Raw genomic sequence first — 25410 nt, forward strand, 5'->3', positions numbered from 1 at the left:
GTCATGAACACAGTCTGGTCCGGCTTCGTCCGGCAATGCGTCGCCGCCGCGGGCATGATCCTCGGTCTCACGATCATCCTCGGTCTCGTCTATCCCGCTGCCGTGTGGGCGATCTCGCGGGTGAACACCGACGGGGCGGAGGGCTCGCGGGTGTTCGATACCGCGGGATGTGCGGTCGGCTCGACGCTGGTCGGTGTCGACCCGCAGGTCGAAGCGGGTGCGCCCGATCCGTACCTGCATGCGCGGGTCGTGGGCGCCCCGGGTGAGCCGATGGCGACCGGCGATCCGTCGGCGTCCGCGGCGACCAATCAGGGGCCCAACAGCGAGGTCCTGCTGACCAACGTCACCGCGCGTCGTGCGCTGATCGCCGAACGGGAGGGAGTGACCCCCGCTCAGGTGCCCGCCGACGCGGTGACCGGGTCGGGGTCGGGTCTCGACCCGCACATCAGTCCCGCCTATGCCGGGCTACAGGTCGCCCGGCTCGCGCGCGAGAACCGTCGGTCACCCGCGGAGATCGAGGCGGTCATCGACGCGCACACCGAGGGCAGACAGTTCGGATTCCTCGGTGAGCCCCGCGTGAACGTCCTCGAGGTGAACCTCGCGTTGGGGCACGCGCCGCCCGGCTGTCGCGCCCCGTGAGCGCGGTTAGACTCGGTCGATGACATCAGCGGTGACCGGGCACCACGATGGTCGCGGCAAGCTGCGGGTGTTCCTCGGTTGTGCGCCCGGCGTCGGCAAGACCTACGAGATGCTCGCGCAGGCCAGAACCCTTGTCGACGAGGGTGTGGACGTCGTGATCGGGGTCGTCGAATCCCACGGTCGGGTCGCGACTGCCGCTCTCGCGGAAGGTGTGGAGGTCGTCCCGCGCACCAGACGGCCCTACCGCGGGACACCGCTGGAGGACATGGATCTCGAGGCGGTGCTGGCTCGCCGGCCGCAGGTGGTGCTGGTCGACGAGCTCGCACACACGAATGTCCCCGGGCTCCGAAACCGCAAGCGGTGGGAGGACATCGAGGAGTTGCTCGCCGCGGGGTTCGACGTCTACTCGACGATCAACATCCAGCATCTGGAGAGTCTGAACGACGTCGTCGCCCAGATCACCGGAGTGGTGCAACGGGAGACCGTGCCCGACGACATCGTGCGCGGTGCCGATGAGATCGAACTCGTCGACATCGATCCGCAAGCGTTGCGCCAGCGCCTGTCCGCGGGCAAGGTCTATCCGAACGGGCGGGTCGACGGTGCCCTGGCCAACTACTTCCGGCAGGGCAATCTCACCGCGCTGCGCGAGCTCGCGCTGTTGTGGCTCGCCGACCAGGTCGACGACAAGCTCGCGGATTATCGTGCGGCGCACTCCATCACCGAGACCTGGGAAGCGCGTGAACGGGTCGTGGTGGCCGTCACCGGTGGCGCCGAATCGCCGACCCTGCTCCGACGCGCGAGCCGGATCGCATCGCGGTCGAGCGCCGAACTGCTCGCGGTGCATGTGGTCCGAGGTGACGGACTCACCGGTGCCGGTGTCGATCTCGCCGCGCTCAAAGAGCTCGCGACGGGATTCGGGGCGCGAATCCACACCGTCGTCGGCGACGACATCCCGGACACGCTGCTGGACTTCGCACGTGGCGTCAACGCCACCCAGCTCGTACTCGGCACCTCGCGCCGACCGCGATGGCAGCGGATCTTCGACGAAGGCGTCGGCGCCGCCGTGGTGAGCGAGAGCGGCCGCATCGACGTGCACATGGTGACCCACGACGAGACGACCCGGCGGTCCCGACTAGACATCCGGGACACCCGCTTCCACCGGCCGCTGAGCTGGGTCTTCGCGGTGCTGGTCCCGGCCGTCGTCACCGGGGTGCTCCAGCTGCTCGACCCGTGGCTCGGTTTCGCCAGCCAATCGGCGCTGTACTTCGTTGCGGTGCTGGCGGTGTCGATGCTCGGTGGCATCCTGCCGGCCGCGTTGTCGGCGGTCATCTCCGGCCTGCTGCTGAACTACTTCTTCACCGATCCCAGGTTCACGTTCACGATCAGCCAGCCCGACAATCTGATCACCATCCTGGTGATGTTGTTGATCGCGATCGCGGTTGCCGCGCTGGTGGATTCGGCGACCGTTCGACGTGCACAGGCGCAGGACGCCGCCCGCGAGGCCGAACTGCTCGCGCTGTTCTCCAGCGTCGTGCTCGGCGGTGCCGACGTCCCGGTCCTGCTGGACCGGTTCCGGGAGACCTACGATCAGTCGGCCGTGTCGGTGGTACGGCGGACCTCGCGGGCCGGCCGGACGGTCGAGGCCGCGGTGGGCGACTCACCGCCGACGACCCCGGAGGACGCCGACACCGTCTGCGTCGTGCCGGGTGACGAGTTCGAACTGCTCCTGCGCGGGCCGAAGCTCGGGGCGCGGGATCGTCGCGTCCTGTCGGCCGTGGCCGGGCAGGCGGCGGGCGCCGTGCAGCGTCACGCCCTCGAAGCCGAGGCGGCGACGGCCGACGCGCTCGCGCGCACCGACGAGCTACGGCGGGCCCTGCTGTCGGCGGTCGGACACGACCTGCGGACGCCGTTGGCCGCGGCGAAGGCGGCGGTGTCGAGCCTGCGCAGTGACGACGTCACCTTCAGTGACGAGGACACCGCGGAACTGCTGGCGACCGTCGACGAGTCGGTCGATCACCTCACCTCGCTGGTGGGGAACCTGCTGGACTCCTCGCGGCTCGCGGCAGGGGCGGTCCGGCCGCAGCGGCAGCGGACCTTCCTGCCCGAGGTCGTGCATCGCGCCGCGGTGACGGCGGGCCGTCCCGACCGGCCACCGGGCCCGGTCTTCGATCTCGAACATGCCTGGGCGTACACCGATCCCGGACTGCTCGAGCGTGCGCTGGCGAACCTCATCGACAACGCGCGCCGACACGGCGGCGGGCAGGTCGAGATCACCGCCCGGTTGACCCCCGCCGACCCGCCCCGATGCGAGATCCGGGTCGTTGACCACGGAACCGGTCTCCCGATGGTGGATCGAGACCAGATCTTCGTACCCTTCCATCAGAATGGCGACACCAGCGGCGCGTCGTTGGGGGTGGGCCTGGGGCTGTCGGTGGCGCGGGGATTCGTCACGGCAATCGGGGGCGTGCTGAGCGTCGAGGACACGCCGGGCGGTGGCGCCACCATGGTCGTCGACCTGCCCGCGACCGACGAGGATACGCACACCGAGATCGAAGGGCCGACTCGATGAGCGCCGAGAAGACGCGGGTCCTGGTCGTCGACGACGAACCGCAGTTGTTGCGAGCCTTACGGATCAACCTCAACGCGCGTGGCTTCGCGGTGACGACCGCGGCCACCGGGGCCGCGGCGCTGACGGCGGCCGCGCGGGAGAACCCGCACGTCGTGGTGCTCGATCTCGGCCTGCCCGACATCGACGGTCTGACGGTTCTCGAGGGACTGCGCGGATGGACGACGGTGCCCGTCATCGTCTTGTCGGCGCGCACCGACGCTGCCGACAAGGTCGTCGCGCTGGACTCGGGGGCCGACGACTACGTCACCAAACCTTTTGGCATGGAGGAGTTCCTGGCCCGGCTGCGAGCTGCGCTACGGCGCGGAGCCGTGTCGAACGCGACGTCGAAAGCACCGGTCGTGGACGCGGGTGCCTTCGTCGTGGATCTGGCCGCCAAACAGGTGACGCGCGGGGAGGTTCCGGTCCACCTGACGCCGACCGAGTGGGGCATCCTGGAGATGCTGGTGCGTCACGAGGGAAAACTGGTGTCGCAGAGTGACATCCTGACCACGGTGTGGGGCCCGGGGTACCTGGGGCAGAGCAACTACCTGCGCGTCTACCTGGCGAGTCTTCGACGCAAACTCGAGGAGGACCCGGCGCACCCGCGGCACCTCCTGACCGAGGCCGGAATGGGCTACCGGTTCGTCCGTGGCGCACCGTGATCACGGCGTCGGAGATCCCGGTCGGTCTGTCGGAGCAGGCCTCGCTCGGTCCGCTGTGGGTGGACTGGCTGTCGCGTCTACCGGGCGCGGTCTCGGCGCTCCTGGACGAGTGGGGATTGCGTCGTGACGGCGACGAGTTGTGGCACGGGTTCGAGTCACTCGTCGTTCCCGTGCTCGACCGGCAGGGTGCGCGGGCGGTCCTCAAGGTGGCCTTCGACGGTGACGACGAAGGCGCGCAAGAGGCACTGGGACTGCAACATTGGCACGGTCGCGGAGCGGTAAGCATGTTGCGCGCCGATCCGCGTCGTCGCGCAATCCTCCTCGAACGACTGACGCGACGCGATCTGACCACCGTCGACGATGACGAAGCATGCCGGGTGGTCGCCGGGCTCTACGGCCGGTTGCACGTCCCCGCGCCGGGGCGGCTGGCGCTCCTCACCACCCACCTCGAGCGCTGGCTCGACAGCCTGGCCGGCATCCCGCGGGACGCCCCGGTACCGCGACGGTTCGTCGAGCAGGCGCTGTCCGTCGGCCGGGACTTCCTGGCCGACACGGCCACGGTGGGTGTCATCGTGCACGGCGACCTGCACCACGAGAACGTCCTCGCCGATGCCGACGGCCGATGGGTCGCCATCGACCCCAGCCCGATGTCGGGGGATGCGCACTACGAACTCGCCCCCATGCTGTGGAATCGCCTCGGCCCGCGCGTATCCGACGTCCGGTACGACATCCGCCGCCGCTTCTACACCATCACCGATGCGGCGGACCTCGATCCGGACCGGGCCCGCGACTGGGTCATCGTCCGGATGATCCTCAACGCGCACTGGGCGATCGAGGACGCCGACCGCGCGTCGCGGCCGCTCCGGCCGGCCGACCGGGAGTGGATCACCACCTGCATCACCGTCGCGAAAGCGGTGATCGACTGATTCGTCGTCCGTGCGCGAATCTCGTTGACAGCGCGTCGAGGTCGAGCAGCCCTCCCCCCCGCTGGTTGAGCCGGAACGTCCCGCTGGTTGAGCCGGCACCTCCCTCCGCTGGTTGAGCCGGCACCCCCTCCGCTGGTTGAGCCGGAACGTCCCGCTGGTTGAGGCGGCACCCCCCTCCGCTGGTTGAGGCGGCACCCCGCTCCGCTGGTTGAGGCGGCACCCCGCTCCGCTGGTTGAGGCGGCACCCTCCTCCGCTGGTTGAGCCGGCACCTCCCTCCGCTGGTTGAGCCGGCACCCCCTCCGCTGGTTGAGCCGGCAACGAGCCGCTAGGCGAGTCGCCGTGTCGAAACCACCTGGCGACCCGACAAACTCAACTGCCGACAATCAGGCCGGCGTCATTCCGGACTGTCTCTGGATTTCGGCTTGCCGGCGTGACACGCCAGCCTGCCTGGCTCGCCTCCGCAACGACATTGACTCGACGTACACATTTGCGGCGCTTTCGGGTTGGTCGAATAGCGGCCGAGGTCTTTACGGGTTTGTCTGGTTACCAGGTGGTTTCGACACGGCGCCTCGCTCCGCTCGGAGCCGGCTCAACCAGCGGGTGGGAACACCCCTCAACCAGCGGGTGGGGACGTCCCTCAACCAGCGGGTGGGGACGCCCCTCAACCAGCGGGTGGGGACGCCCCTCAACCAGCGGGTGGGGACGCCCCTCGACCAGCAGGTGGGGGACACACTCTGACGAGACTGGTGAGTGGTTTCGACACGGCGCCTCGCTCCGCTCGGGGCCGGCTCAACCAGCGGGTGGGGACGCCTTTCAACCAGCGGGTGGGGACACCCCTCAACCAGCGGTTGGGGACACCCCTCAACCAGGGGGTGGGCCGGGCGGAGAGGTGAACAAGCTCCCGAGTCCGGGAGCGTCGACCGTGAGCCCGGTGAGTCGGAGCCCCTCCCACGCGGTGACCTGATTCGCGGTCAGCACGGGTTTGCCGAACTTGGCCTCGAGGTCGACGACCCACATCGCGGTGTGCAATGCGGTGTCGGGGACCAGGATTGCTTGTGCCGAGCCGGAATCGGCGGCCGACAGCATGTCGAACAGTCCGTCGCCGTCGAACATGCCTGCCTCGGTCGCCGTCCCGATGTCGTTGGCGCGCAGGGCCACCACCTCGACACCCGCGTCGGCGAGAAACCCGGTGAAGCGACTCGCCAGTGGTTCCGGATAGGTGGCGGCGATCGCGACCTGTGACAGACCGAGATGCCGGCAGGCCGCGGCGAAGGCCAGTGACGTCGACGACGCCGGACGGCCGGACTTTCCGGCGACATCGGCGGCCTGGCGTCGGGCACCGTCGAAACCGTAGACGAAGCTGCCCGAGGTGCACGCCCACATCAGCGCCGATGGGTGGTGGGCCTGCGCTCGCCGCACGCCGTCGAAGAGGCGGTCCTGCTCGCCGACCGCAGTCATGGCTTGGACGGTGTGGTCGTCGGAGTCCACCTCGGTGATCACGACCGGCAATCGGACCTCGGAGTGGGGCTCGACAGCGCCGATCGCGGCCTCGATCAGTGCGAAGTCGTCCTCGGCCGCGTGGCCGGGGTAGAGCATCGCGACGGTGGTTGTCACGCCCACACCTCCAAGGTAGATTGTCAACAATCTACCAATCTTTCGAGGGGGCGCATGACGGACGCCACGCGGTGGCTCAGCGCCACGGAACTGGCCGAGGCCTACCGTACCGGCGAGCTGACGCCGGATTCGGTGGCGGCGGAACTGCTCGACGCCATCGATGACGTCGATCCGTCCATCAATGCGTTCTGCCTCATCGACCGCGAACGCACGTGCGCCGAGGCCCGGGAGTCCACTGAGCGATTCGCCGCCGGGACACCCCGTGGCCCGCTCGACGGCGTTCCGGTCTCGATCAAGGACCTGTTGCTGACCGCCGGATGGCCGACGTTGCGCGGCTCGCTGATGATCGAGCCCGATCAGATGGTGTGGGACATCGACGCTCCCGCGGTGGCACGTCTGCGTGAGGCTGGTGCGGTCCTGCTCGGAAAGGTCACCACACCGGAATTCGGATGGAAAGGCGTCACCGACAGTCCGCGCACGGGCGTCACCCGCAATCCGTGGGACACCTCGCGTACGTCGGGCGGGTCGAGCGGAGGCAGTGCCGCGGCGCTCGCGGCCGGCTTGGGTCCGCTGTCGGTCGGCACCGATGGTGGCGGTTCCATCCGGATACCGGCCGCCTACTGCGGCGTCGTCGGGTTCAAGCCGACACTCGGCCGGGTGCCCATGTATCCGCCGAGCCCGTTCGCGCCGGTGGCCCACGTCGGTCCGATGACGCGGACGGTGTCGGATTGCGCTGCGCTGCTGGATGTCCTGAGCGGGTTCGATCCCCGTGACTGGTCCGCACTGCCGTCGCCGACAACCAGTGCGGTCACCGCGGTCGCCGACGTTCGCGACCTCGCCGATCTGCGTGTCGGCTACAGCGCCGATCTCGGCTTCGGCACCAACGACCCAGGCGTACAGGCCAACACCGACCGGGTGGCGTCGGTACTGGAACAGCTCGGGGCGACCGTGGAGAAGGTCGATCTCGGATGGGAGGACCCGGCCTGGGCCTACCACGTCATCTGGTTCGCGGGTGCCGACGTCGTCGTCCGCGGGCTCGGACCGCACGCGGCCGAACACGTGGACCCGCTGCTGATCGACGCGGTGGAACGGCATTCCGGTTTCACTGCGACCGATTTCGTCAGCGCAACCGCGCTACGGATGGAGATGGGTACCCAGATGAGCCTGCTCCATGAGGAATTCGACGTCCTGCTGACGCCGTCGATGCCGACGGTGGCATTCGAGGCCGGTCGTATCGTCCCGGACGGGGCGGGGTCGCCCGACTGGACATCCTGGACTCCCTACAGCTACCCGTTCAATCTCACCGGTCAGCCGGCGATCACCGTGCCGAGTGGATTCGCCGATGGTCTGCCGACCGGCGCGCAGTTCGTCGGTGCTCGGCATCACGACGCGACGGTGTTGCGCGTCGCGGCAGCGTACGAGGCGGCCGCCGGCTTCACGATGTTGGGAGACCGCGCGTGACCGACGAACAGCGAACCGGCCCCGCGGCCCGACTTGACCGGTTCATCACCGTGACATTGGAAAAGCGCGGGGTCACGGCGGTCGCCCGGATGCTCGATGCCGAGGCGCCTCGCACCGCGGCTGCGGTCTGGGACGCATTGCCGCTGGGCGGTCAGGTGTTTCACGGAAAGTTCGCCCGCAACGAGATCTACACCCTACTGCCGGCCTTCTCCGCGACCGAGCCGGGCATGGAGAACACCACCATCACGCCCATCCCGGGCGACCTGTGTTACTTCACCTTCGACGGGGTGCTCGAGAACCCGGCGTATGGCTACGAGCTCGGCTCGGCCCCCGCCGAGCACCGGCTCCTCATCGACCTCGCAGTGTTCTACGGCCGCAACAATCTGCTGGTCAACGGTGACGTCGGATGGGTGCCGGGCAATGTGTTCGCCACGATCATCGAGGGTCTGGACGACTTCGCCGCAGCCTGCAATGACGTCTGGATGGGCGGCGCGCGCGGGGAAACACTGACTTACGCGCGCCATTCACGGTAAGAAAGAGGGAATGACGGTGACCATGAAGGTGGGGGCGAAGACGCCGGGTCCACAGGACCCGGGGACGAATCGAACCGTCGTCGACCAGGCGAAACAGGACAAATCGCCACGTCGGCGGGTGCTGTCGCCGCTGGTTCAGGAATCGACACCGGCGATCATCGCGCGTAAGTTGCACGATGCGATCGCAAACGGGGACTTCGCGCCCGGCTCGCAGTTGACGGAGTCGGGGCTGGCGGCCGATCTGGGCGTCAGTCGTGGTCCGCTGCGCGAGGCCATGCAGCGCCTGACCGCGGAAGGACTGCTGGTCAGCCACCGTAACCGCGGCTTGTTCGTCGTCTCGATGGAAGAGGACGACATCCGGGACATGTACGTCGCGCGCACTGCGGTGGAACGCGCTGCTGTGCAACAGGTGATCGCGCACCGCGAGCGGGAGGCGGTGGAGGCACTGGGCGGCGCGGTCGACGCGATGCGCGTCTTCGTCGACGAGCCGAACGGTGCGGGGATGGCCGAGGCCGACATGGCCTTTCACCAGACCTTGGTGGAATATGCTGGAAGTCAACGACTTTCGCGGTTGCACGAGACGATCCTCGTGGAGACGCGAATGTGTCTGCGAGCCATGCGAGGGACGTACTCCTCGGGAAAGGACCGGATCGACGAACACCAGGCGTTGGTGGACGCCATTGCCGCGGGAGACGCCGCGGCGGCCGATGCTCTGATGATCGAGCACATGGCCGACGGGTTGCGTCGCCTGCTCGGGGACGGCGAGGACGCCGCGAACCTGCAGGTGGCGAGGGGCTGATTGCCCGCGGCCCCGGGTCCACCGATCGCAGCTACGAGATCGACCCTCAGCGGCCCCACGACTCAGGAAGCGCAGATGAGCGACACGACGACAGCAGACAGTTACGAGCAGCTCGCACCAGACCCGAACTCACCAGAGGGCAAGAGACTTCTCCGCAAGGCCATCGGCGCCTCGGCGATCGGCAACGCGACCGAGTGGTATGACTACGGCGTCTACGCCGCGGCCTCGGTCTACCTGACGCAGGCGTTCTTCCCGGGGGAGTTCGGAACCGTCGGCACCATGCTGGGTTTCGCGATCTCCTTCGTCCTGAGGCCCCTCGGCGGTATGGTCTGGGGACCGATCGGCGACCGCATCGGCCGCAAATCGGTTCTGGCGATGACGATCCTGCTCATCTCCGGCGCGACCGCACTGATCGGTCTGCTGCCCACGCATGCGTCGATCGGGTTCTGGGCGCCCGTCCTGCTCATCCTGCTCCGTGTCATCCAGGGATTCTCGACCGGCGGCGAATACGGCGGTGCCGCAACGTTCATGGCCGAGTACGCGCCCGACAACAAGCGCGGAAAGTACGGTTCGTTCCTCGAATTCGGCACCCTGGCCGGTTTCTGCGGCGGGACACTCTTCGTCCTCCTGCTGCAATTGGCGTTGTCTGACAGCCAGATGGATCAGTGGGGTTGGCGCATCCCGTTCCTGCTCGCACTGCCGATGGGCCTGATCGGGCTGTACCTGCGGTCGCAGATGGAGGACACGCCGGTGTTCCAGGAACTGGAGCAGGACAACGAGATCAAGGGCTCGGCCTGGACCCGGTTCAAGGATCTGCTGGTCAACTACCGGCGTCCGATCATCACCATGTTCGGTCTGGTGATCGCGCTCAACGTGGCCAACTACACCCTGCTGGCCTACCAGCCGACCTACCTACAGAACACCATCGATCTGTCCGAGACCTCGGCCAGCGTCGTCAACCTCATCGGCCAGCTCGTGATGATGCTGCTGATCCCGTTCTTCGGATGGTGGTCGGACTCGACGGGCCGCAAACCCATGTGGTGGGGTTCGCTGATCGGCCTGTTCGTCCTCGCGCTGCCGCTCTACTGGCTGATGGGTCAGGGATTCGCCTGGGCCATCGTGGCATTCGTCATCCTGGGTGTGCTGTACATCCCTCAGCTGGCGACCATCTCGGCCACCTTCCCAGCGATGTTCCCGACCCAGGTCCGCTATGCCGGTTTCGCGATCTCCTACAACGTCGCGACCGCGGCATTCGGCGGAACCGCGCCGCTGGTCAACGATGCAGTGGTCGAGAGCACCGACTGGAACCTGTTCCCCGCGGTCTACATGATGGGTGCCTGCGCCATCGGCATGGTCGCCCTGGTCTTCCTGAAGGAGACCGCGGGCGCCTCGCTGCGCGGTACCGAGATCCCGAGTCTGGAAAACGATTTCACGAGTCTGCAGAAGCAGAAGGTGAACTAGGGGCCCAGCAGCCGCATCGCGGCGAGGGCGTAGGCTCTCGCCGCGGTGGCCAGGTCGGCGATGGCCACCGACTCGTCCGGTTGGTGGGCGTCGGTGTTGATGTTTCCCGGACCGAGGACGATCGACGGGACACCGAGGTCGCGGCTGACGAAGCCACCGTCGCAGGCGGCAGTCCAGCCGCCGACCGAGGTGTCCGCCCCGGCATCGGTGACCGCACCGACCGCTGTGGTGACGAGCGGGTGCGTGGCTTCCGTCGCGAAACCGGGCATCTCCATGGTCACCCGGACGTCGACGCTGATGCCGTCGGTGTCGATTCCTCTGTCGCTGATCGCTCTTCGCAGATCGTCGGCGATCCGGTGCGGGTCCTCATCGGGCATCAGGCGCCGGTCGATGCCGAGCGAACAACCCGGTGCCACCACCGAGATGCCCTGTCCGCCTGTGATGGTGCCGACATTCCAGGTGCCGTGACCGAGCAGGTCGTCGGCCGTCTCGGCCAGCCGTTCACCGTCGGCGCGGATGATGTCGACGATGGCCGCCGCGGCGTCGATGGCGCTGCGACCATCGGTGGGACGTCCGGAATGAGCCGCGCGACCGGTCACCTCGACCTCGATGTACGACGCACCGCGGCAACCCCGGACCACCTGCATGTCGGTGGGTTCGGCGACCACGCAGCCGCGGAACTCGAGGTCGGCGGGGCGGCCCACGAAGTCCCGCACCCCGGTCCCGTGTTCCTCCTCGTCGACGGTGCACACCAGGCGGACCGGTCCGGAGAGTTCGACCCCGACCTCGGCGGCCCGGCGTAGCGCGGTCATCGCCGCGACGACGGCGGCGAGGCCGCCTTTCATGTCGGTGGCACCGCGGCCGTAGATGCGGCCGTCGCGGATGCGGACCGTGTACGGGTCCGCTGACCAGCCGGGACCGGCCGGGACCACGTCCGAATGTCCGAGGAACATCAGTCCCGGTCCGGTGCCGGCAGGCACGGTGGCGACGAGATTGGGCCGCCCCGGTGCCACTTCGTGGGTCACGACGTCGAAACCGAGCGCGCGGCAGGCACTCTCGAGCACTTCGACCGCGGCTTCCTCGGTACCGCCCGGGTTCTCGCTGGGCGCCTCGACCAGTGCCGAGGTGAGCGAGATGATCGCGGCCTCGTCGATGAAGCCGAGCACCGCGGTCTCGGCGGCGGTCAGGTCTGGTTCACGACTCACCCGGCCATCTTCTCAAGACTGGCCGTGAGACGTCGGACACCCTCGTCGATCCGTTCCGGGGTGCTCGACGCGAAGCAGAGACGCATCGAGTTGCGGAAGCGTCCACCGGGCGACAGCGCGGGGCCGGGAATGAACGCCACCCCGTCCGCGAGCGCGACCTCGAAGAGTTCTCGCGTGTCGATCTCGGCGAACTCGTCGCGCAACGTGACCCACAGGAAGAAGCCGCCCTCGGGGTCCGTGGTCACCACCCGATCGCCGAGATGACGTCTGATGGCGTCGAGCATGGCCTCTTTGCGCTCGCGGTACAGCAGGCGAATCCCGGCGAGATGGTCCTCGAGTCCGCCGCGGGCGATGTACTCGGCGACAATGTGCTGGTTGGGCACGTTGGTGCAGGTGTCCATCGCCTGCTTGCCGTTGATCAGCAGCTGGCGTAGGGAGGGATCGGCGTCGACCCAGCCGACACGCCAGCCCGGCGCGAGGATCTTGGAGAACGTACGGACTGAGAAGATCAGCGGGTCGCCGGGGCTGAGCGTCTGGAAGGTCGGGATGTCGGTGCCGGCGAACCGCAACAGCCCGTACGGGTCGTCGTCGATGATGACCGACCCCCAGGTGTGCGCCAGCCGCAGCAGTTCGCGGCGGCGCTCCTCGGACATGGTGACGCCGGAGGGATTCTGGAATGTCGGGATCGTGTAGATCGCCTTCGGCGTCTGACGGGTGCGTGCGACGAGTGCCTCGAGCTGATCGACCTGCATGCCGTCGTCGTCGACGGGAACCTCGAGCAACTGCGCGCCGTAGGACAGTGCGGTCGCACTGCCATTGGTGTACGTGGGGGACTCGACGATGACCAGATCCCCGGGATCGACGAACAGCTTGCAGGCGAGGTCGAGTCCCTGCATCCCGCCGGTGGTGATGACCAACCGGTCGAGGGACGACGGGTCGGGGGTCGTGGCGAGATAGTCGACGAGCAGTTGCAGCAGCCGGGGCTCGCCTTCCGTGGCCCCGTAGGTGAACGAGGTGTGATCGAGGATCTCACCGGCGATCTGACGGAACTCGTCGGCCGGTACGGCCTCGTCCGCGGGGGAGCCCATCGCGAACCGCACGATGTCGTGGGACTGCGCGGCGAGCAGCGAGGTCGACGAGTCGATCATCGAACCGACGAGGTCCTTGGCGCGGCCCGCCAACGGCAGTGTTGGTGCCGAATGTCGGTTCTGGTAGGCGGTTTCGGTTGTGGTCACTTTCTTCACCTCGTCTCGGCAGCCCTTCGTGGCTCGTCGCTTGCGCTCCTCGCACCTCAGGGATCAGATCGTGTGGTCGTCGTGTTGGTTTCGCACCTCAGGGATCAGGTGGTGTGGTCGTCGTGTTGGTTTCGGACCTCAGGGATCAGGTGGTGTGGTCGTCGTGTTGGTTTCGGACCTCAGGGATCAGGTGGTGTGGTCGTCGTGCTGGTTTCGGACCTCAGGGATCAGATTGTGTGGTCGTCGTGCTGGTGTCGATCAGGTTGTGTGGCTACTTCTGGATCAGTTCCCGCGGAAACGACGTGAAGCACTCGACGCCGGTCGGGCTGACCCGGACCGACTCGGACAGCTCGAAACCGTAGTTGTCCATCCACATGCCGCAGACGATGTGGAAGGTCATGTTGGTCTCCAGCACCGACTCGTCCTCGCTGCGGATGCTGATCGTGCGCTCGCCCCAGTCGGGCGGGTAGCCGATGCCGATCGAATAGCCCAGGCGCGAGGGCTTCTCGAGTCCGTACTTCGCTAGTGTCCAGTTCCACGTCGAGGCGAGTTCGCGCGTGGCCACGCCCGGCTTGATGGCCTCCAGCACGTTGTTCAGGCCCTCGGCGGTTGCCTTGGCGACGTAGTCGAGGTCCTTGCTCGGGGTGCCGAGGGACACCGTCCGGGCAAGCGGAGAGTGATATCGGTTGTGTGCCCCGGTCAATTCGATGACGACCGCCTCGTCCTCGACGAAAGTGCCCTGGTGCCACGTGAGGTGCGGGGTGTCGGCTGCCGCGCCGGTGGGCATCATCGGGACGATCGCCGGGTAGTCGCCGCCGTACTCCGGGGTGCCGGTGATCTGCGCCTGCGAGATGGCCGCGGCCGCATCGCATTGCCGCACCCCGATGTCGATGGTGTCGATCGCGGCGCGCATCGCCTTCGAGCACACCATGCCGGCCTGGCGCATCAGTTGCACCTCGGCGTCGGACTTGACCGAGCGCACCCAGTTGACGAGCTCGAAGCTGTCGACGAGCTTCCACTCCGGGATCGCGTTGAACAGCGCGCGATACGCCTTCGGCGAGAAGAAGTGCGAGTCCATCTCCAGGCCCACGGACCCGGTGTTCGACGCCGGGGCGATGAGGTGGCGCTGACGCAGCGACCACGCGACCCAGTCGAACGGATGGAGGTGCGGGCGGTGCACATAACTCTCCGGGTAACCGACGATCTGATCGGCGGGCAACCACGTCGTGCGATGTGCGCCATGCGCATCCATCTCGCGAGCGTAGAAGACCATCTCTCCGTCGATCGGCACGAACAGCATCTGCGGGGTGTAGAACGACCAGGCGTTGTAACCGATCAGATAGAAGATGTTGGCCGGATCGGTGACGATGATCGCCGACAGACCCTGACGGTCCATGAGCTCACGGACACGTCTCAGGCGCTGCTCGTACTCGCTGTCACTGAACAGCTGAGCACCCAGGTACATGGTCTCCTCGCTCCTGTCTGAACGCTGATGTGTTCCGGAAAACCGCTGTCAGCGACGATGAATCGGCGTCGCCGTGTACTTCATGTCGAGGAACTCCTCGATGCCCACGCGTCCACCCTCGCGGCCGAGCCCGGATTCCTTGACACCCCCGAAGGGAGCCGCCGGATTGGACACGGCGCCGGTGTTGACCCCGACCATACCGGTTTCCAGCGCGGCCGACAGCCTGGCGCAGCGGTCGACATCCTGACTGAAGAGGTAACCGACCAGGCCCCAGGGAGTGTCGTTGGCCAGCGCGAGCACTTCGTCGTCGGCGGCAGGATCGTCTGGCCTGTCAGCATTCCCGAACGGGATGATCGCGGCGACGGGCCCGAATATCTCGGTGCGCATGAGGTCTGCGTCGAGCCCGACGCCGGACAACACTGTCGGCGGGTAGAAAAAGCCTGGGCCGCTGGTCTTCTCGCCGCCGCAGATCACCGTCGCGCCTTTGGCCACGGCGTCGGAGACGAGCGCCGAGACCTTCTCGACGGCCTTGCGTTCGACGAGGGGCCCGACCTGGACGCCCTCGGCCGCACCGTCACCGACGCGCAAACTGGACATTCTCGCGGCGAAGGCGTCGGTGAATTCGTCGATCACGCTGCGGTGCACGAAGACTCGATTGGCGGCCGTGCAGGCCTGACCGATGTTGCGCATCTTGGCGAACATCAGGCCGTCGACGGCCCGCGGGATGTCCGCGTCGGCGCAGACGATGAACGGCGCGTTGCCGCCCAGCTCCATCGACGTCCGCATGACCGTGCCCGCCGCCTGACGCAGGAGTAGTTTCCCGACCTCGGTCGACCCGGTGAAGCTGACCTTGCGGGCGAGTCCGCTCTCCATCCACTCGGTGACGACGGTCGACGGGTCGCTGGTCGTGACGATGTTCAGCACCCCCGCGGGCAGACCGGCCTCGACGAGGATGTCGGCCAGCAGCAGGGAGGTGAGCGGGGTGAGTTCGGCGGGCTTGAAGACCATGGTGCAACCGGCTGCGACGGCCGGCCCGATCTTGCGGGTCGCCATGGCCAGCGGGAAGTTCCACGGCGTGATGAGGATGCACGGGCCGACGGGCTGCCTGGTCACCACGACCCGGTGCGATCCGTCGCCGGTGGTGGTGGAGTCGCCACCGATGCGCACGGCTTCCTCGGCGAACCAGCGGAAGAACTCGGCGCCGTAGGCGACCTCGCCCTTGGCCTCAGCGAGGGGCTTGCCCATCTCCGCGGTCATCACCGCGGCGATCTCGTCCGCGCGCGTCATGATGAGTTGATGTGCGCGATAGAGGATCTCACTGCGGAACCGCGGTGAGGTCGTGGCCCACTCGGCCTGGTGCGCGGCCGCGGTCTCGAGCGCGCGCCGAGCGTCGACGGCGTCGGCGTCGGCCACCTGGGCGAGTACCTCTTCCGTGGCCGGGTTCACGACGTCGAAGCGCTTGCCCGACGCGGCCGGAGCCCACTCGCCGTCGACGAACAGGTCGGTGTGGACGCGGGACACTGCTTCGGGAGCGGTCTGGGGCGCGATGGTCGTCATGGTTGTACTCCTGGAGTATCGGTATCGGTATCGGGTGATGCCCTGAGCAGTTCGGCGAGATGGAGTCCGCGTACCCGCGCGGGGGCGAGGGCGTCGTCGACGGCGGCGAGGTGTTCGACGGCCATCGCGCAGCTGAACCCGTCGGTGACGACGGCCCGCTGCGGCGCGTTCCGCAGCGCCGGTGCGAGTCCGTTCTCGGCGACGGCCATGCTCACCTCGTAGTGACCCTTCTCGAAACCGAAGTTGCCTGCCACGCCACAACAACCGTCCGCGGTGTGCACGGTGACCCCCAGGGCCTCCAGGGCGGTGATGCCGACCCGGGCGCCGAACACCGCGTACTCGTGGCAATGGGTCTGCAACGTCACCTCGTCGGGCAGTGGTGGTGGTCGCCAGCCGGCATCGAGCAGAGTGGGCACATATGCGGCGAAACTTCGCACGCGTGCAGCCACGCGACGGGCGGCGTCGGTCGGCACGAGTTCGGGCAGGTCCTTCGCGAGCGCCGCGGCGCAACTGGGTTCGACAACGACGATCGGCCGGTCCGTACCGTCGTCGAGGTCGGCGACGGTACGGCGCAGCACCTTTCGGGCACGATCGAGCTGTCCCGTCGAGATCCACGTGAGACCGCAGCAGTTGTCGGCCGCACAGCCGACGGAAGCTGATGCACGGTCGACGGGATCTGACGCTCGGTCGACGGAGTGGGCGGCTCGGAGGATCTCGGCGACCGCGGTGGCCACCTGCGGCCGGAAGGCGCGGGTGAAGGAGTCGACGAACAGCACGACCGTGGACGACGCGTCGACCGGGGAGAGTGGCCCGAGATGGGTGCGCCGCGCACGCTGTGTCGCAAAGGCGGGCATCGTGCGCCGGGGGTCGAGTCCGCCGGCGCGCGCGGCGAGACCGCTCAGCCTGGATCGCAGTGCGCGGTTGAGGACCGGTGCCGCGAGCCCCGCCGCCGACAGCCACGCGGGCATCCAGCCGAGGGAGTAGTGCGACAGCGGGCGGAGCCGACGTCGATAGTGGTGGCCGAGGAACTCCGACTTGTAGGTGGCCATGTCGACGCCGGTCGGGCAGTCGGTGGAACACGCCTTGCACGACAGGCAGAGTTCGAGCGCCTCCGCGACGTCGGTGGACCGCCACCCCACGTCGACGCTCGGCGCGGTGCGGACCATGTCCTGCAGCACACGGGCCCGCCCGCGGGTGGAGTCCTTCTCGTCGCGGGTGGCCTTGTAGCTCGGACACATCACCCCGCCGGAATCCGCCCGGCACCGTCCGACGCCGATGCATCCCTGCACCGCGTGGACGAACGGGTCGACGAGCGGGAGTTCGTGCCCCAGATCGAAGGTGGTGGGCCAGTGGCGACGCGGCACGTCGGCGAGGGCGAGGTCGGCGGTGATCGGGGGCGGATCGACGATGCTGCCCGGGTTGAGGATTCCGCGTGGGTCCCAGATCGCCTTGAAGCGGGTGAAGGCCGACATCATCGCCGGGCTGTACATGAGCGGCAGCAGCGCCGACCGGGCCCGCCCGTCGCCGTGTTCACCGGACAGTGAACCGCCGTGTCGCACCACGAGTTCGGCGGCCTCGGTGCAGAAGCGTGCCATCACCGCGCGCCCCTCGGGAGAGCGCAGGTCGAACGTGATGCGCACGTGCATGCACCCGGCGCCGAAGTGGCCGTACATGACGCCGGTGAGGCCGTGCCGGTCGAGTAGGTCGGCGAAGTCGTCGAGGTAGTCGGCGAGGCGCTCGGGTGCGACGGCCGCGTCCTCCCATCCGGGCCACGACTCGTAGCCCGCGCCGATGCTCTCGTCGTCGGGGTCGGCGAGGCGCGACGACAGACCGGCGCCGTCCTCGCGGACCCGCCACAGCGCCCGGCGGCGGGCGGGGTCGTCGACCACCGTGGCGTCGGTCATCCGTCCCTGTGCGCGCAGGTGGTCGAGCAACCGCTTGGCGGTCGCCGGCACATCCGACTCGGATTGCGCGGCAGCGCTGTCCTCGTCGACGTCGATGAACAACCACGCGGATCCGTCGGGCAGGCCGGCGACGGCGTCGTGGCCACGCCGCGCCGCCATCGTGGAGACGATCTTGCGGTCGATGCCCTCGATGGCCGACGGTGCGAACGGAAGGATCGCCGGTACGTCCCGGGCGGCGTCGGCGGGGGAGTGGTAGCCGACGCACAGCAGGAGCTGAGACGTCGGGACCGGTACCAGCGTGACGCGTGCCGACACGACGATCGCGCAGGTCCCCTCGCTGCCGACGAGTGCGCGAGCCACGTCGAAACCGTTCTCCGGCAGCAGCTTCGCGAGATGGTAGCCGGAGACCTGCCGCGGGATGGTCTCGAGCTGGGTGCGCAGGATCGCGAGGTTCGCGGTGGTCAGCTCCCGCAGCGACGCGGTGATCTCGGCCGCGCGCTCCGCTGCCGCGGCATCGGCGGCCTCGGTGGCGCGGAGCCCGTCACGCGTTGCGGTGAGCATCAGGCCGTCGGCGGTGACGAGGTGCAGTTCGACGATGTGGTCGCTGGTACGGCCGTACCGAACCGAGTGATTGCCGCAGGCGTCGTTGCCGATCGCGCCGCCGAGGGTCGCGCGCGAGGCCGAGGACGGGTCCGGCGCAAAGGTGAGCCTGCCGCCGGTGGCGGCTCGTGCGTCGGCGGCCAGTGTGGTCAGGACGATCCCGGCGCCCGCGACCGCGGTCGCGGATTCGGCGTCGACGGACAGGACGTGGTCGAGATGCCGGGACAGGTCGAGCACGACGCCGGGCCCGATCGCGTTGCCGCCCATGGAGGTCCCACCGCCGCGGGGAACCACCGGGACGCGGTGGTCATGACACCACCCGACCACCGTCGCGACGTCGCGGGCGCTGCGCGGGAAGGTGACCGCCAGGGGCGGGACACGGTAATTGGAGGCGTCGTAGGAGTATTCGGCCAGGCGACGTGTCGAGGCGTCCGCATCGACACCGAGAGCGGTGAGTTCGGCTGCGATGTCCACCCGTGGCATGTGAGACCGGGCTGTCAGGTCTAGCCCAGGGCCGCGGCGAGCGCGGCACCGAAGCGGGCGACGCCGAGGTCGATCTCCTCGGCGGTGACGACCAGGGCGGGGATGAGGCGCACGACGTTGGCCGACGGCCCGCACGTGAGCGAGAGCAACCCCTGGGTGGTGCTGGCCTGCTGAACGGCGAGCGCGGCCGCCGCGTCGGGCGTCGTGTTCCCGGCGGCATCGGTCGTGATGAACTCGATGCCGGCCATCAGCCCCAGCCCGCGGACGTCGCCGACGCCCGGGAACGGTGCACACACCTGCCGCAGACCGGCGAGCAGCTGCTCACCGCGGACGCGCGCGTTCTCGACGAGGCCCTCTGACTCGATCACATCGAGGGTCGCGATCGCGGCGGCGGCCGCGACGGCGTTGCCGCCGTACGTGCCCCCCTGCGACCCCGGCCACGCCTTGCTCATCAGTTCCGTCGGCGCCGCGATCGCCGAGATCGGGAATCCCGACGCCAGGCCCTTGGCGGTGATGAGGATGTCGGGGGTCAGGTCCGCCGCGTGCTGGTGACCCCAGAACCTGCCGGTGCGACCGAATCCCGCCTGTACCTCGTCGAGGACGAGGAGGATGCCGTGGCGGTCGGCGCGCTCGCGCAGACCATGCAGGAAGCGCGGCGGGGTGGGTAGGTATCCGCCGTCGCCCAGGACCGGCTCGATGAGGAAGGCCGCGGTGTCGTTGGGGGCGACGCGCGACTGCAGCAGGTAGTCGAGTTCACGGAGTGCGAAGTCGACCGCGGTGTCGGTGTCCCAGCCGTAGCGGTAGGCATAGGGGAACGGAGCCATGTGCACGCCGCTCATCAGGGGCGAGAAGCCGGCGGAGAAGCGGGTGCCGGCCGTCGTCAGGCTGGCCGCGGCGACGGTCCGGCCGTGGAAGCCGCCCTGGAACACGATGATGTTGGGCTTCGCGGTGGCCATCCGGGCGAGACGGACGGCGGCCTCCACGGCTTCGGAACCGGAGTTCGCGTAGAAGACGGAGTCGAGGCCCGTGGGCAGTACCGCCCCGAGTCGGGCGGTGAGCTCGAGGAGCGGGGTGTGCATCACGGTGGTGTACTGCGCGTGGATGATCCTGGCGCACTGCGCCTGCGCGGCCGCGACGACGTGCGGGTGGCAATGGCCGGTACTGGTCACGCCGATACCGGTGGTGAAGTCGAGGTAGTCGCGACCGTCGGTGCCCCGAATCCACGAACCGGCCGCAGTGTCGACGACGACGGGAGTCGCCTGTTTCAGGGCGGGGCTCAACGACGCGGTCCGGTCGGTGCGGACCTGGGAACTGTGGATCTGGGACTCGACGCCGGCAGTCATGGCTACACGGTGACGCTCGATCGTACGATTGTCAACAATTAGACATCAACGCTGGTCGTCGAGTTCGTCGAGGGCGGCGCTGAGATCGCGGAGTGCGGTCAAGGCGTGCTCCCACCGGGCCGGGTCGAGTGCGGCCGCCAACCGGATGGCCGCCGTGCGATGGCCCGGGTTGATCGCCCGGACGGCCGCGAGGCCGGCCGCGGTGGGGGCGACGAGCTTGGCGCGACGGTGGGCCGGATTGTCGCGGTACTCGGCCAGTCCGTCGGCGACGAGGAGGTCGGCGGTGCGCTGCACGCTCTGGCGCGTGATCCCCATCGCCCGTGCGATGCCCGCGACCGGCAGCGGTTCGTCGAGCACCGCGCCGAGCACCTGCCACCGCGTGGCGGTCAGCCCGGCGGGTTCGGCGAGACGCTCGGCGAGGCTGAGGAACTGCCCGTTCAGCCGGAACGCTGTCAGCGCGGAGGCTGACAGCAGGTCCTGCGGGTCTCTCACTGCTCGCCGGCCAGCGCGTAGAAGCCGCTGGGATCCTGGTGGCCGTAGAGCTGATACCAGGCGTCGAGCACCGGCGGCGTGTAGACGCCGAGCAACGCGAAGACCTCCCGTGCGAAGTCGACCGGGGCGATCGCCGCTGCGGTGATGACACCGCGATCGGTGACGGCGGGGGCGTCGACGTAGTGGGCGGCCCCGGCATAACCGGTGGGCGACAACTGCTCCGGCGCGTTGCTGGTGTGGCGTCGGTCGTCGAGTAGTCCGGCCCGCGCGAGACCCATTGTCGCGCCACAGATCCCGGCAACCGGGGTGCCGGCTTCGGACCAGCGCCGCGCGGCGTCGACGAAGGCGTCGTTGGTCTCCCAGATCTGGGCGCCGGGCAGGACGAGCATCGCGCTGTCCTCAGGCGTGATCGCGTCGAGCGTCGTGTCGGGCACCATCGTGACCCCGCCGATGGTGCGGACCGGCTCGGTCGTCGCGCCGACGGTCACGATCCGGAACGTTCCCGGCTCGGCCTGGTACTCGGGATTGTTGATGCCGGACGCGACGTACCCGAACTCCCAATCGGCGAGCGTCGGGTACAGGGCGAGATGGACGGTCTTCATGGTGCCTCCTTCGGACGACTATGACAGCATCCTGTCATTAATGACAGGATGCTGTCAATGGTTGGCCCGCGAGGTCAGCTGCGCAGACGTTGTCGCAACGTGGGTCGCCCGGCGAGCGCGGGAGCCGTCTCGCGGATGACCATCAGGCAGCAGAGGCTGATCGCCATCAGGGCCGCCGCATAGAAGCCGACGGGGATCACGCTGCCGGTGGCGCTGACGATCCGGTTCGCGATCATCGGCGCCAGGCCGCCGCCCAGCACCGCGCCGACCTGGAAACCGATCCCGATGCCGCTGTAGCGCTGCGTGATCGGGAACAGCTCGGCGAAGGTGGTGAGCATCGGACCATAGACGAACCCGGTCAGTGCGAAGCCGATGGAGATGACCGTGATGCAGGCGGCCAACGACCCGGATGCGGTGACGGAGAACACGATCGGAGCGAACAGCAGCGACGTGATCATCCCGAAGCCGATCACCGTCTTGCGGCCCAGTCGGTCGGACAGGTAGCTACCCAGCACGACCGTCGCGGCGTGGCAGGCGAGCGCCAGCGTGCTGCCGAAGACCACCGGGGACCGGTCGAAGCCGCGTCCCGGATCGGTCTCGGTCAGGAAGGAGAGCATGAACGTGAACAGCAGGAAGGCGTAACAGTTCTGTCCGACGTTGATACCGGCGGCCAGCGCGACGCGACGCCAGTTCTGGCGGAGCACGGCGAAGGCCGGCGGCGACTTCTCCTCGGCCTGCTTGGACTCGACGAAGTCCGGAGTCTCGCTGACGCGGGACCGGGTCCACACCCCGATCGCCAGCACGACACCGCCGATGAGGAACGGGATCCGCCAGCCCCAGGCCAGGACCTGTTCCATCGGCATCAGCAGGACGAGGGCGAACGACAGGTTGGCCAAGATGCCGCCGACCGGCGAACCGAGGGTGACGAAGCAGCCGTACAGACCGCGCCGGTGCGTCGGCGCGTGTTCGGCGGCGAGCAGGGCGGCGCCGCCGATCTCACCGCCGCGCGAGATGCCGTGCACCATGCGCAGGAAGACCAGGATGATCGGTGCCACGATCCCGATGGCCTGGTAGTCGGGGAGGACGCCCATGGCCAGGGTCGATCCGCCCATGAGCAGGAAGGCGGCGGTCAGCGCCTTGCGTCGACCGAATTTGTCCCCGAAGTGTCCGAAGATCAGGGCGCCGATCGGCGCCATCACGAAACCGACCGCGAAGGTCGCGAAGCCCAGGAAGGTGCCGAACCAGGGATCGTCGACGTTGAAGAAGATCTTGTTGAAGACCAGTGCCGTCGCGGTGCCGTAGATCGCGAAGTCGTAGAACTCCATGATCGTGCCGACACCGGACGCGACGGCGACGCGGGTGGTCCGTTCCCGGCGCGGCCGGCCGGTGCCGGTGGCCGCGGGGTCGGGTGGTGCAGAATTGTCGAGAGTTACCACGGATCACTCCTCATCGGTGGGCGAACGGACCCTCGAGGCCGTCGTTCGTTGGCTGTACTCGTGGATGGATCGATTGTGTCGAACCCGCGAGGCGGGGGGAATCGGGAAAAGCTTTACCGCGCCGAGCTATTGGCCGCGTTCGGGCACGCTTCACCGCGCCACCGGAACCGGGTCCGGTGGCGGGTGAGGTCGTCGCCCGATCCGTCAGTCGGCCGTGCTGAACTCCTCGTGGCGGGCGAGACGCCCGACCGCGTCGAGTACGCGGGCGAAGTCGGCGATCCGCTGGGCGCGGTAGTCGGCCACGGTGGCCGGGTCGAACTCGTAAAAGCCTGCGCCGTCGGATATCCCACGACGTCCGGAGGTCATGTTGGACTCGACCAGCGGGGCGGGCGCGAACCGCTCGCCGAGTTCACCACGCAGGTAATTCGATGCGTGGAACAAGGTGTCGCAGCCGCCCCAGTCGATGAACTCGAGCAGGCCGAGAACCGCGAAGCGCGAGCCGAATCCGATGCGCACCGCGGTGTCGATGTCCTCGGCGCTGGCCACCCCCTCGTCGACCATCCGGGCCGCCTCGTTCATCACGAGCGCCTGCAGCCGGGGCACGATGTACCCGGGCGACGGGGCGCACACCACGGGTACTTTGCCGACCGCGACGAGCAGGTCGCGGGTGGCGTCGACGACCCCGCGGCCGGTGGCGGTGCCCGGCGCGACCTCGACGAGCGGCATGAGGTCAGCCGGATTCAGCCAGTGCGCGTTGAGGAATCGCTCCGGGGCCGACAACGCCCCGGCGAGCTCGTCGACGAGGAAGCTCGAGGTGGTCGACGCGATGGGGACGGTGTCGCCGACCATCGCCTCGATCCACGTGAGCGCGTCGCGCTTGATCTCGGCGACCTCGGGTACCGCCTCGAACACCAGATCGGCGCCGGCCATCGGACCCAGGGCGTCGACCTCGCCGACGACGGTGACCAGCGCCGCGACGTCGTCGAGGTCCTCGACCGCCAGCAGGCCGAGCGTGACCTTGTGCGCCAGTGCCTGACGGACCGCGGTGCGAACCCCGTCGAGGTAGGCCGCGGCGTCGGCACCGCGGTCGCGGAGGTCGACGACCGTCACCGACACGTTCCCGAAGGCCAGCGCGGCGGCGATGCCCTGACCCATCCGGCCGGCGCCGACGACGGCGACGTGGCGACCCGTCACTGCGCCGGTCCGTCGTGGAGCAGTGCCTGCATGCCGGACCGGTCGAGGTCGGCCAGTCCCAGATTCTCCAGGGTCCGGCCGCCGGTTGCGGCCGGACGGCCGGTGACCGCGCCGGCGAGGGCGAGCAGGCCGTCGGCCACCGGCGTCGGTACCGCCGCCCACCGCCCCACCGAGCTCAGCAGCGCCAGCCCGATCTCGACGTCCTCGGTCATGTAGCGGTGGGTGTGCAGGTCGATGTTCTCGCGCCAGTCGCCGCTGTCGGTGAGCTTCTCGTGGGCGGCGTTGCCGTACATCCACTCGTCGCCGTCGGCGGTGTAGTGGTCGGCGAGCGGGAAGTGCGGTGCGCCGTAGCCGAGCGCCTCCCGGACCGCGATGCGCTCGGCGTCGAGCGCGGAGGTGACCCGCCGGATGGCGTCCTGGGTGCCCTCGTTGTGGATGTCCCACGACGGGAAGTGTTCCAGCGGACCGGCATTCATCAGGATCAGCGGCGGGTGGATGATCGGGCCGGCGTTCATGAGCGCGCCGCTGAGGGCGTCCTCGCTGCGTTCGACGGCGGGATAGACCTCACCGAGGACCGCCAGCGCCCGATCGGTGTGCCGGGCCGGGAACACTCCGGTGGGCAGACGGGTGGCGTACCCGCTGACGACGACCCGGGTGTCGCCGTGCTTGCGTGCGAGGTAGGGCAGGGTCCCGGTCTCGGCGAACGCGACGTCCGCGGGATTGCCGGCCACGCGCACCGCCCGCGCGAACACGAACGACCCGAAGCTGCCCGGCGGCAGGTAGACGACCTGGCCGTCGCGCAGGTGCGGGGCGACCTGCCGCGCGAGCGACTCGTGGGCGAACGCCGGGACCGGCGCGACGATGACCTCGGCGTTGGACACCGCCTCGGCGAGGTCGGCGACGATCGAGATCCCGCCGCCCGCTCCGCCGTCGACGCCGATCTGCCGCCGGCCGCGGTGGTCGTCGATCTCGAGCGTGCCGCGCTCGACCAGGGACGAGAACGCTGCGCCGTCCCGTCGCCACCAGGTGACATGGTGGTCCTTCTCGCTGAGCTCGGCCGCGGCCGCATAAGAGCCGTGACCTCCGCCGATGACGCAGACCTTCACGAACCGTCCTCCTCGATCTCGGGCCGCTCGAGCGGCCACTGGGGTGTTGGGAGGAAACGTAGGAGCGCTGCCGCGGACTGTCCC

General features: G+C 68.7%; 20 protein-coding genes. 8 read left to right on the forward strand and 12 right to left on the reverse strand.

The features are described 5' to 3' along the window. Positions 1-3: 3 nt before the first annotated feature. Genes KB201_RS15040 through KB201_RS15055 form a run of 4 tightly spaced genes read left to right on the forward strand, consistent with a single transcriptional unit; the run spans position 4 to position 4835 of the window. Positions 4-639, forward strand: coding sequence for a potassium-transporting ATPase subunit C (locus tag KB201_RS15040; RefSeq protein WP_058249831.1), 636 nt, complete (start codon positions 4-6; stop codon positions 637-639). Between the two features lie 19 nt (positions 640-658). Next, a complete protein-coding gene (locus tag KB201_RS15045) occupies positions 659-3208 on the forward strand; it encodes a sensor histidine kinase KdpD (protein WP_211539603.1) in 2550 nt (849 codons plus the stop codon). Next, on the forward strand, positions 3205-3909 hold the full coding sequence (locus KB201_RS15050; protein WP_058249833.1) for a response regulator: 705 nt from the start codon (positions 3205-3207) through the stop codon (positions 3907-3909). The genes KB201_RS15045 and KB201_RS15050 overlap by 4 nt, the downstream gene beginning before the upstream one ends. Further along, the gene (locus KB201_RS15055) at positions 3906-4835 is read left to right on the forward strand and encodes an aminoglycoside phosphotransferase family protein (RefSeq protein ID WP_211539605.1); all 930 of its coding nucleotides are present in this window, start codon (positions 3906-3908) and stop codon (positions 4833-4835) included. The genes KB201_RS15050 and KB201_RS15055 overlap by 4 nt, the downstream gene beginning before the upstream one ends. Positions 4836-5697: 862 nt before the next feature. On the opposite strand, the gene KB201_RS15060 is transcribed toward KB201_RS15055, so the two are convergent. Then, the gene (locus KB201_RS15060) at positions 5698-6450 is read right to left on the reverse strand and encodes a maleate cis-trans isomerase (RefSeq protein WP_211539607.1); all 753 of its coding nucleotides are present in this window, start codon (positions 6448-6450) and stop codon (positions 5698-5700) included. Between the two features lie 54 nt (positions 6451-6504). Between KB201_RS15060 and KB201_RS15065 the strand changes: the two genes are divergently transcribed. The 4 genes from KB201_RS15065 to KB201_RS15080 all read left to right on the forward strand — a co-directional run bounded on the left by KB201_RS15065 (position 6505) and on the right by KB201_RS15080 (position 10704). Then, entirely contained in the window at positions 6505-7911 is a 1407-nt protein-coding gene (locus KB201_RS15065) for an amidase (RefSeq protein WP_211539609.1), read from the forward strand. Beyond that, positions 7908-8444 (forward strand): DUF3830 family protein, encoded by a 537-nt coding sequence (locus tag KB201_RS15070; RefSeq protein WP_058249836.1) that lies wholly within the window; start codon positions 7908-7910, stop codon positions 8442-8444. Before KB201_RS15065 ends, KB201_RS15070 begins: the two co-directional genes overlap by 4 nt. 10 nt (positions 8445-8454) lie before the next feature. Next, positions 8455-9243 carry a GntR family transcriptional regulator gene (locus KB201_RS15075; RefSeq protein WP_249145642.1) on the forward strand — a complete coding sequence of 263 codons (789 nt, stop codon included), beginning with the start codon at positions 8455-8457 and terminating at the stop codon, positions 9241-9243. 75 nt (positions 9244-9318) lie between these two features. Then, a complete protein-coding gene (locus KB201_RS15080) occupies positions 9319-10704 on the forward strand; it encodes an MFS transporter (protein ID WP_211539611.1) in 1386 nt (461 codons plus the stop codon). Here the strand turns inward: KB201_RS15080 and KB201_RS15085 are convergent. From KB201_RS15085 to KB201_RS25185, 11 genes are all read right to left on the reverse strand, one after another. Beyond that, the gene (locus KB201_RS15085; protein ID WP_211539613.1) at positions 10701-11909 is read right to left on the reverse strand and encodes a M20 family metallopeptidase; all 1209 of its coding nucleotides are present in this window, start codon (positions 11907-11909) and stop codon (positions 10701-10703) included. The two genes, KB201_RS15080 and KB201_RS15085, sit on opposite strands and share 4 nt — an antisense overlap. Further along, on the reverse strand, positions 11906-13144 hold the full coding sequence (locus KB201_RS15090) for a PLP-dependent aminotransferase family protein (RefSeq protein WP_058249960.1): 1239 nt from the start codon (positions 13142-13144) through the stop codon (positions 11906-11908). The genes KB201_RS15085 and KB201_RS15090 overlap by 4 nt, the downstream gene beginning before the upstream one ends. Before the next feature lie 271 nt (positions 13145-13415). Further along, positions 13416-14609, reverse strand: coding sequence for a M24 family metallopeptidase (locus tag KB201_RS15095; protein ID WP_211539614.1), 1194 nt, complete (start codon positions 14607-14609; stop codon positions 13416-13418). 48 nt (positions 14610-14657) lie between these two features. Then, positions 14658-16166 carry an NAD-dependent succinate-semialdehyde dehydrogenase gene (locus tag KB201_RS15100; protein ID WP_211539615.1) on the reverse strand — a complete coding sequence of 503 codons (1509 nt, stop codon included), beginning with the start codon at positions 16164-16166 and terminating at the stop codon, positions 14658-14660. Further along, positions 16163-19153, reverse strand: coding sequence for an FAD-binding and (Fe-S)-binding domain-containing protein (locus KB201_RS15105; RefSeq protein ID WP_211539616.1), 2991 nt, complete (start codon positions 19151-19153; stop codon positions 16163-16165). The genes KB201_RS15100 and KB201_RS15105 overlap by 4 nt, the downstream gene beginning before the upstream one ends. 20 nt (positions 19154-19173) lie before the next feature. After that, positions 19174-20496 carry an aspartate aminotransferase family protein gene (locus KB201_RS15110; protein ID WP_165629624.1) on the reverse strand — a complete coding sequence of 441 codons (1323 nt, stop codon included), beginning with the start codon at positions 20494-20496 and terminating at the stop codon, positions 19174-19176. A 45-nt stretch (positions 20497-20541) separates the two neighbouring features. Beyond that, positions 20542-20988, reverse strand: a complete 447-nt coding sequence (locus KB201_RS15115; protein ID WP_165629625.1) for a MarR family winged helix-turn-helix transcriptional regulator — start codon at positions 20986-20988, stop codon at positions 20542-20544. Then, a complete protein-coding gene (locus KB201_RS15120; RefSeq protein WP_165629626.1) occupies positions 20985-21590 on the reverse strand; it encodes a DJ-1/PfpI family protein in 606 nt (201 codons plus the stop codon). Before KB201_RS15120 ends, KB201_RS15115 begins: the two co-directional genes overlap by 4 nt. Before the next feature lie 74 nt (positions 21591-21664). Next, positions 21665-23026 (reverse strand): MFS transporter, encoded by a 1362-nt coding sequence (locus KB201_RS15125; protein WP_211539617.1) that lies wholly within the window; start codon positions 23024-23026, stop codon positions 21665-21667. Between the two features lie 204 nt (positions 23027-23230). Next, positions 23231-24220, reverse strand: a complete 990-nt coding sequence (locus tag KB201_RS15130; RefSeq protein ID WP_165629628.1) for a 3-hydroxybutyryl-CoA dehydrogenase — start codon at positions 24218-24220, stop codon at positions 23231-23233. Next, positions 24217-25326 (reverse strand): NAD/NADP-dependent octopine/nopaline dehydrogenase family protein, encoded by a 1110-nt coding sequence (locus KB201_RS25185; protein WP_165629629.1) that lies wholly within the window; start codon positions 25324-25326, stop codon positions 24217-24219. The genes KB201_RS15130 and KB201_RS25185 overlap by 4 nt, the downstream gene beginning before the upstream one ends. Between the last annotated feature and the right edge of the window lie 84 nt (positions 25327-25410).

It is taken from the genome of Gordonia sp. SCSIO 19800 (assembly GCF_018132775.1).
GTDB classification, from domain to species: Bacteria; Actinomycetota; Actinomycetes; order Mycobacteriales; family Mycobacteriaceae; genus Gordonia; species Gordonia hongkongensis.

What these genes read in the sequence shown, in the direction of transcription:
- KB201_RS15040 (WP_058249831.1), top strand. Translation starts at nt 4, where the DNA reads ATGAACACAGTCTGGTCCGGCTTCGTCCGGCAATGCGTCGCCGCCGCG.
- KB201_RS15045 (WP_211539603.1), top strand. Translation starts at nt 659, where the DNA reads ATGACATCAGCGGTGACCGGGCACCACGATGGTCGCGGCAAGCTGCGG.
- KB201_RS15050 (WP_058249833.1), top strand. Translation starts at nt 3,205, where the DNA reads ATGAGCGCCGAGAAGACGCGGGTCCTGGTCGTCGACGACGAACCGCAG.
- KB201_RS15065 (WP_211539609.1), top strand. Translation starts at nt 6,505, where the DNA reads ATGACGGACGCCACGCGGTGGCTCAGCGCCACGGAACTGGCCGAGGCC.
- KB201_RS15075 (WP_249145642.1), top strand. Translation starts at nt 8,455, where the DNA reads ATGACGGTGACCATGAAGGTGGGGGCGAAGACGCCGGGTCCACAGGAC.
- KB201_RS15080 (WP_211539611.1), top strand. Translation starts at nt 9,319, where the DNA reads ATGAGCGACACGACGACAGCAGACAGTTACGAGCAGCTCGCACCAGAC.
- KB201_RS15095 (WP_211539614.1), bottom strand. Translation starts at nt 14,609, where the DNA reads ATGTACCTGGGTGCTCAGCTGTTCAGTGACAGCGAGTACGAGCAGCGC.
- KB201_RS15100 (WP_211539615.1), bottom strand. Translation starts at nt 16,166, where the DNA reads ATGACGACCATCGCGCCCCAGACCGCTCCCGAAGCAGTGTCCCGCGTC.
- KB201_RS15105 (WP_211539616.1), bottom strand. Translation starts at nt 19,153, where the DNA reads ATGCCACGGGTGGACATCGCAGCCGAACTCACCGCTCTCGGTGTCGAT.
- KB201_RS15110 (WP_165629624.1), bottom strand. Translation starts at nt 20,496, where the DNA reads ATGACTGCCGGCGTCGAGTCCCAGATCCACAGTTCCCAGGTCCGCACC.
- KB201_RS15120 (WP_165629626.1), bottom strand. Translation starts at nt 21,590, where the DNA reads ATGAAGACCGTCCATCTCGCCCTGTACCCGACGCTCGCCGATTGGGAG.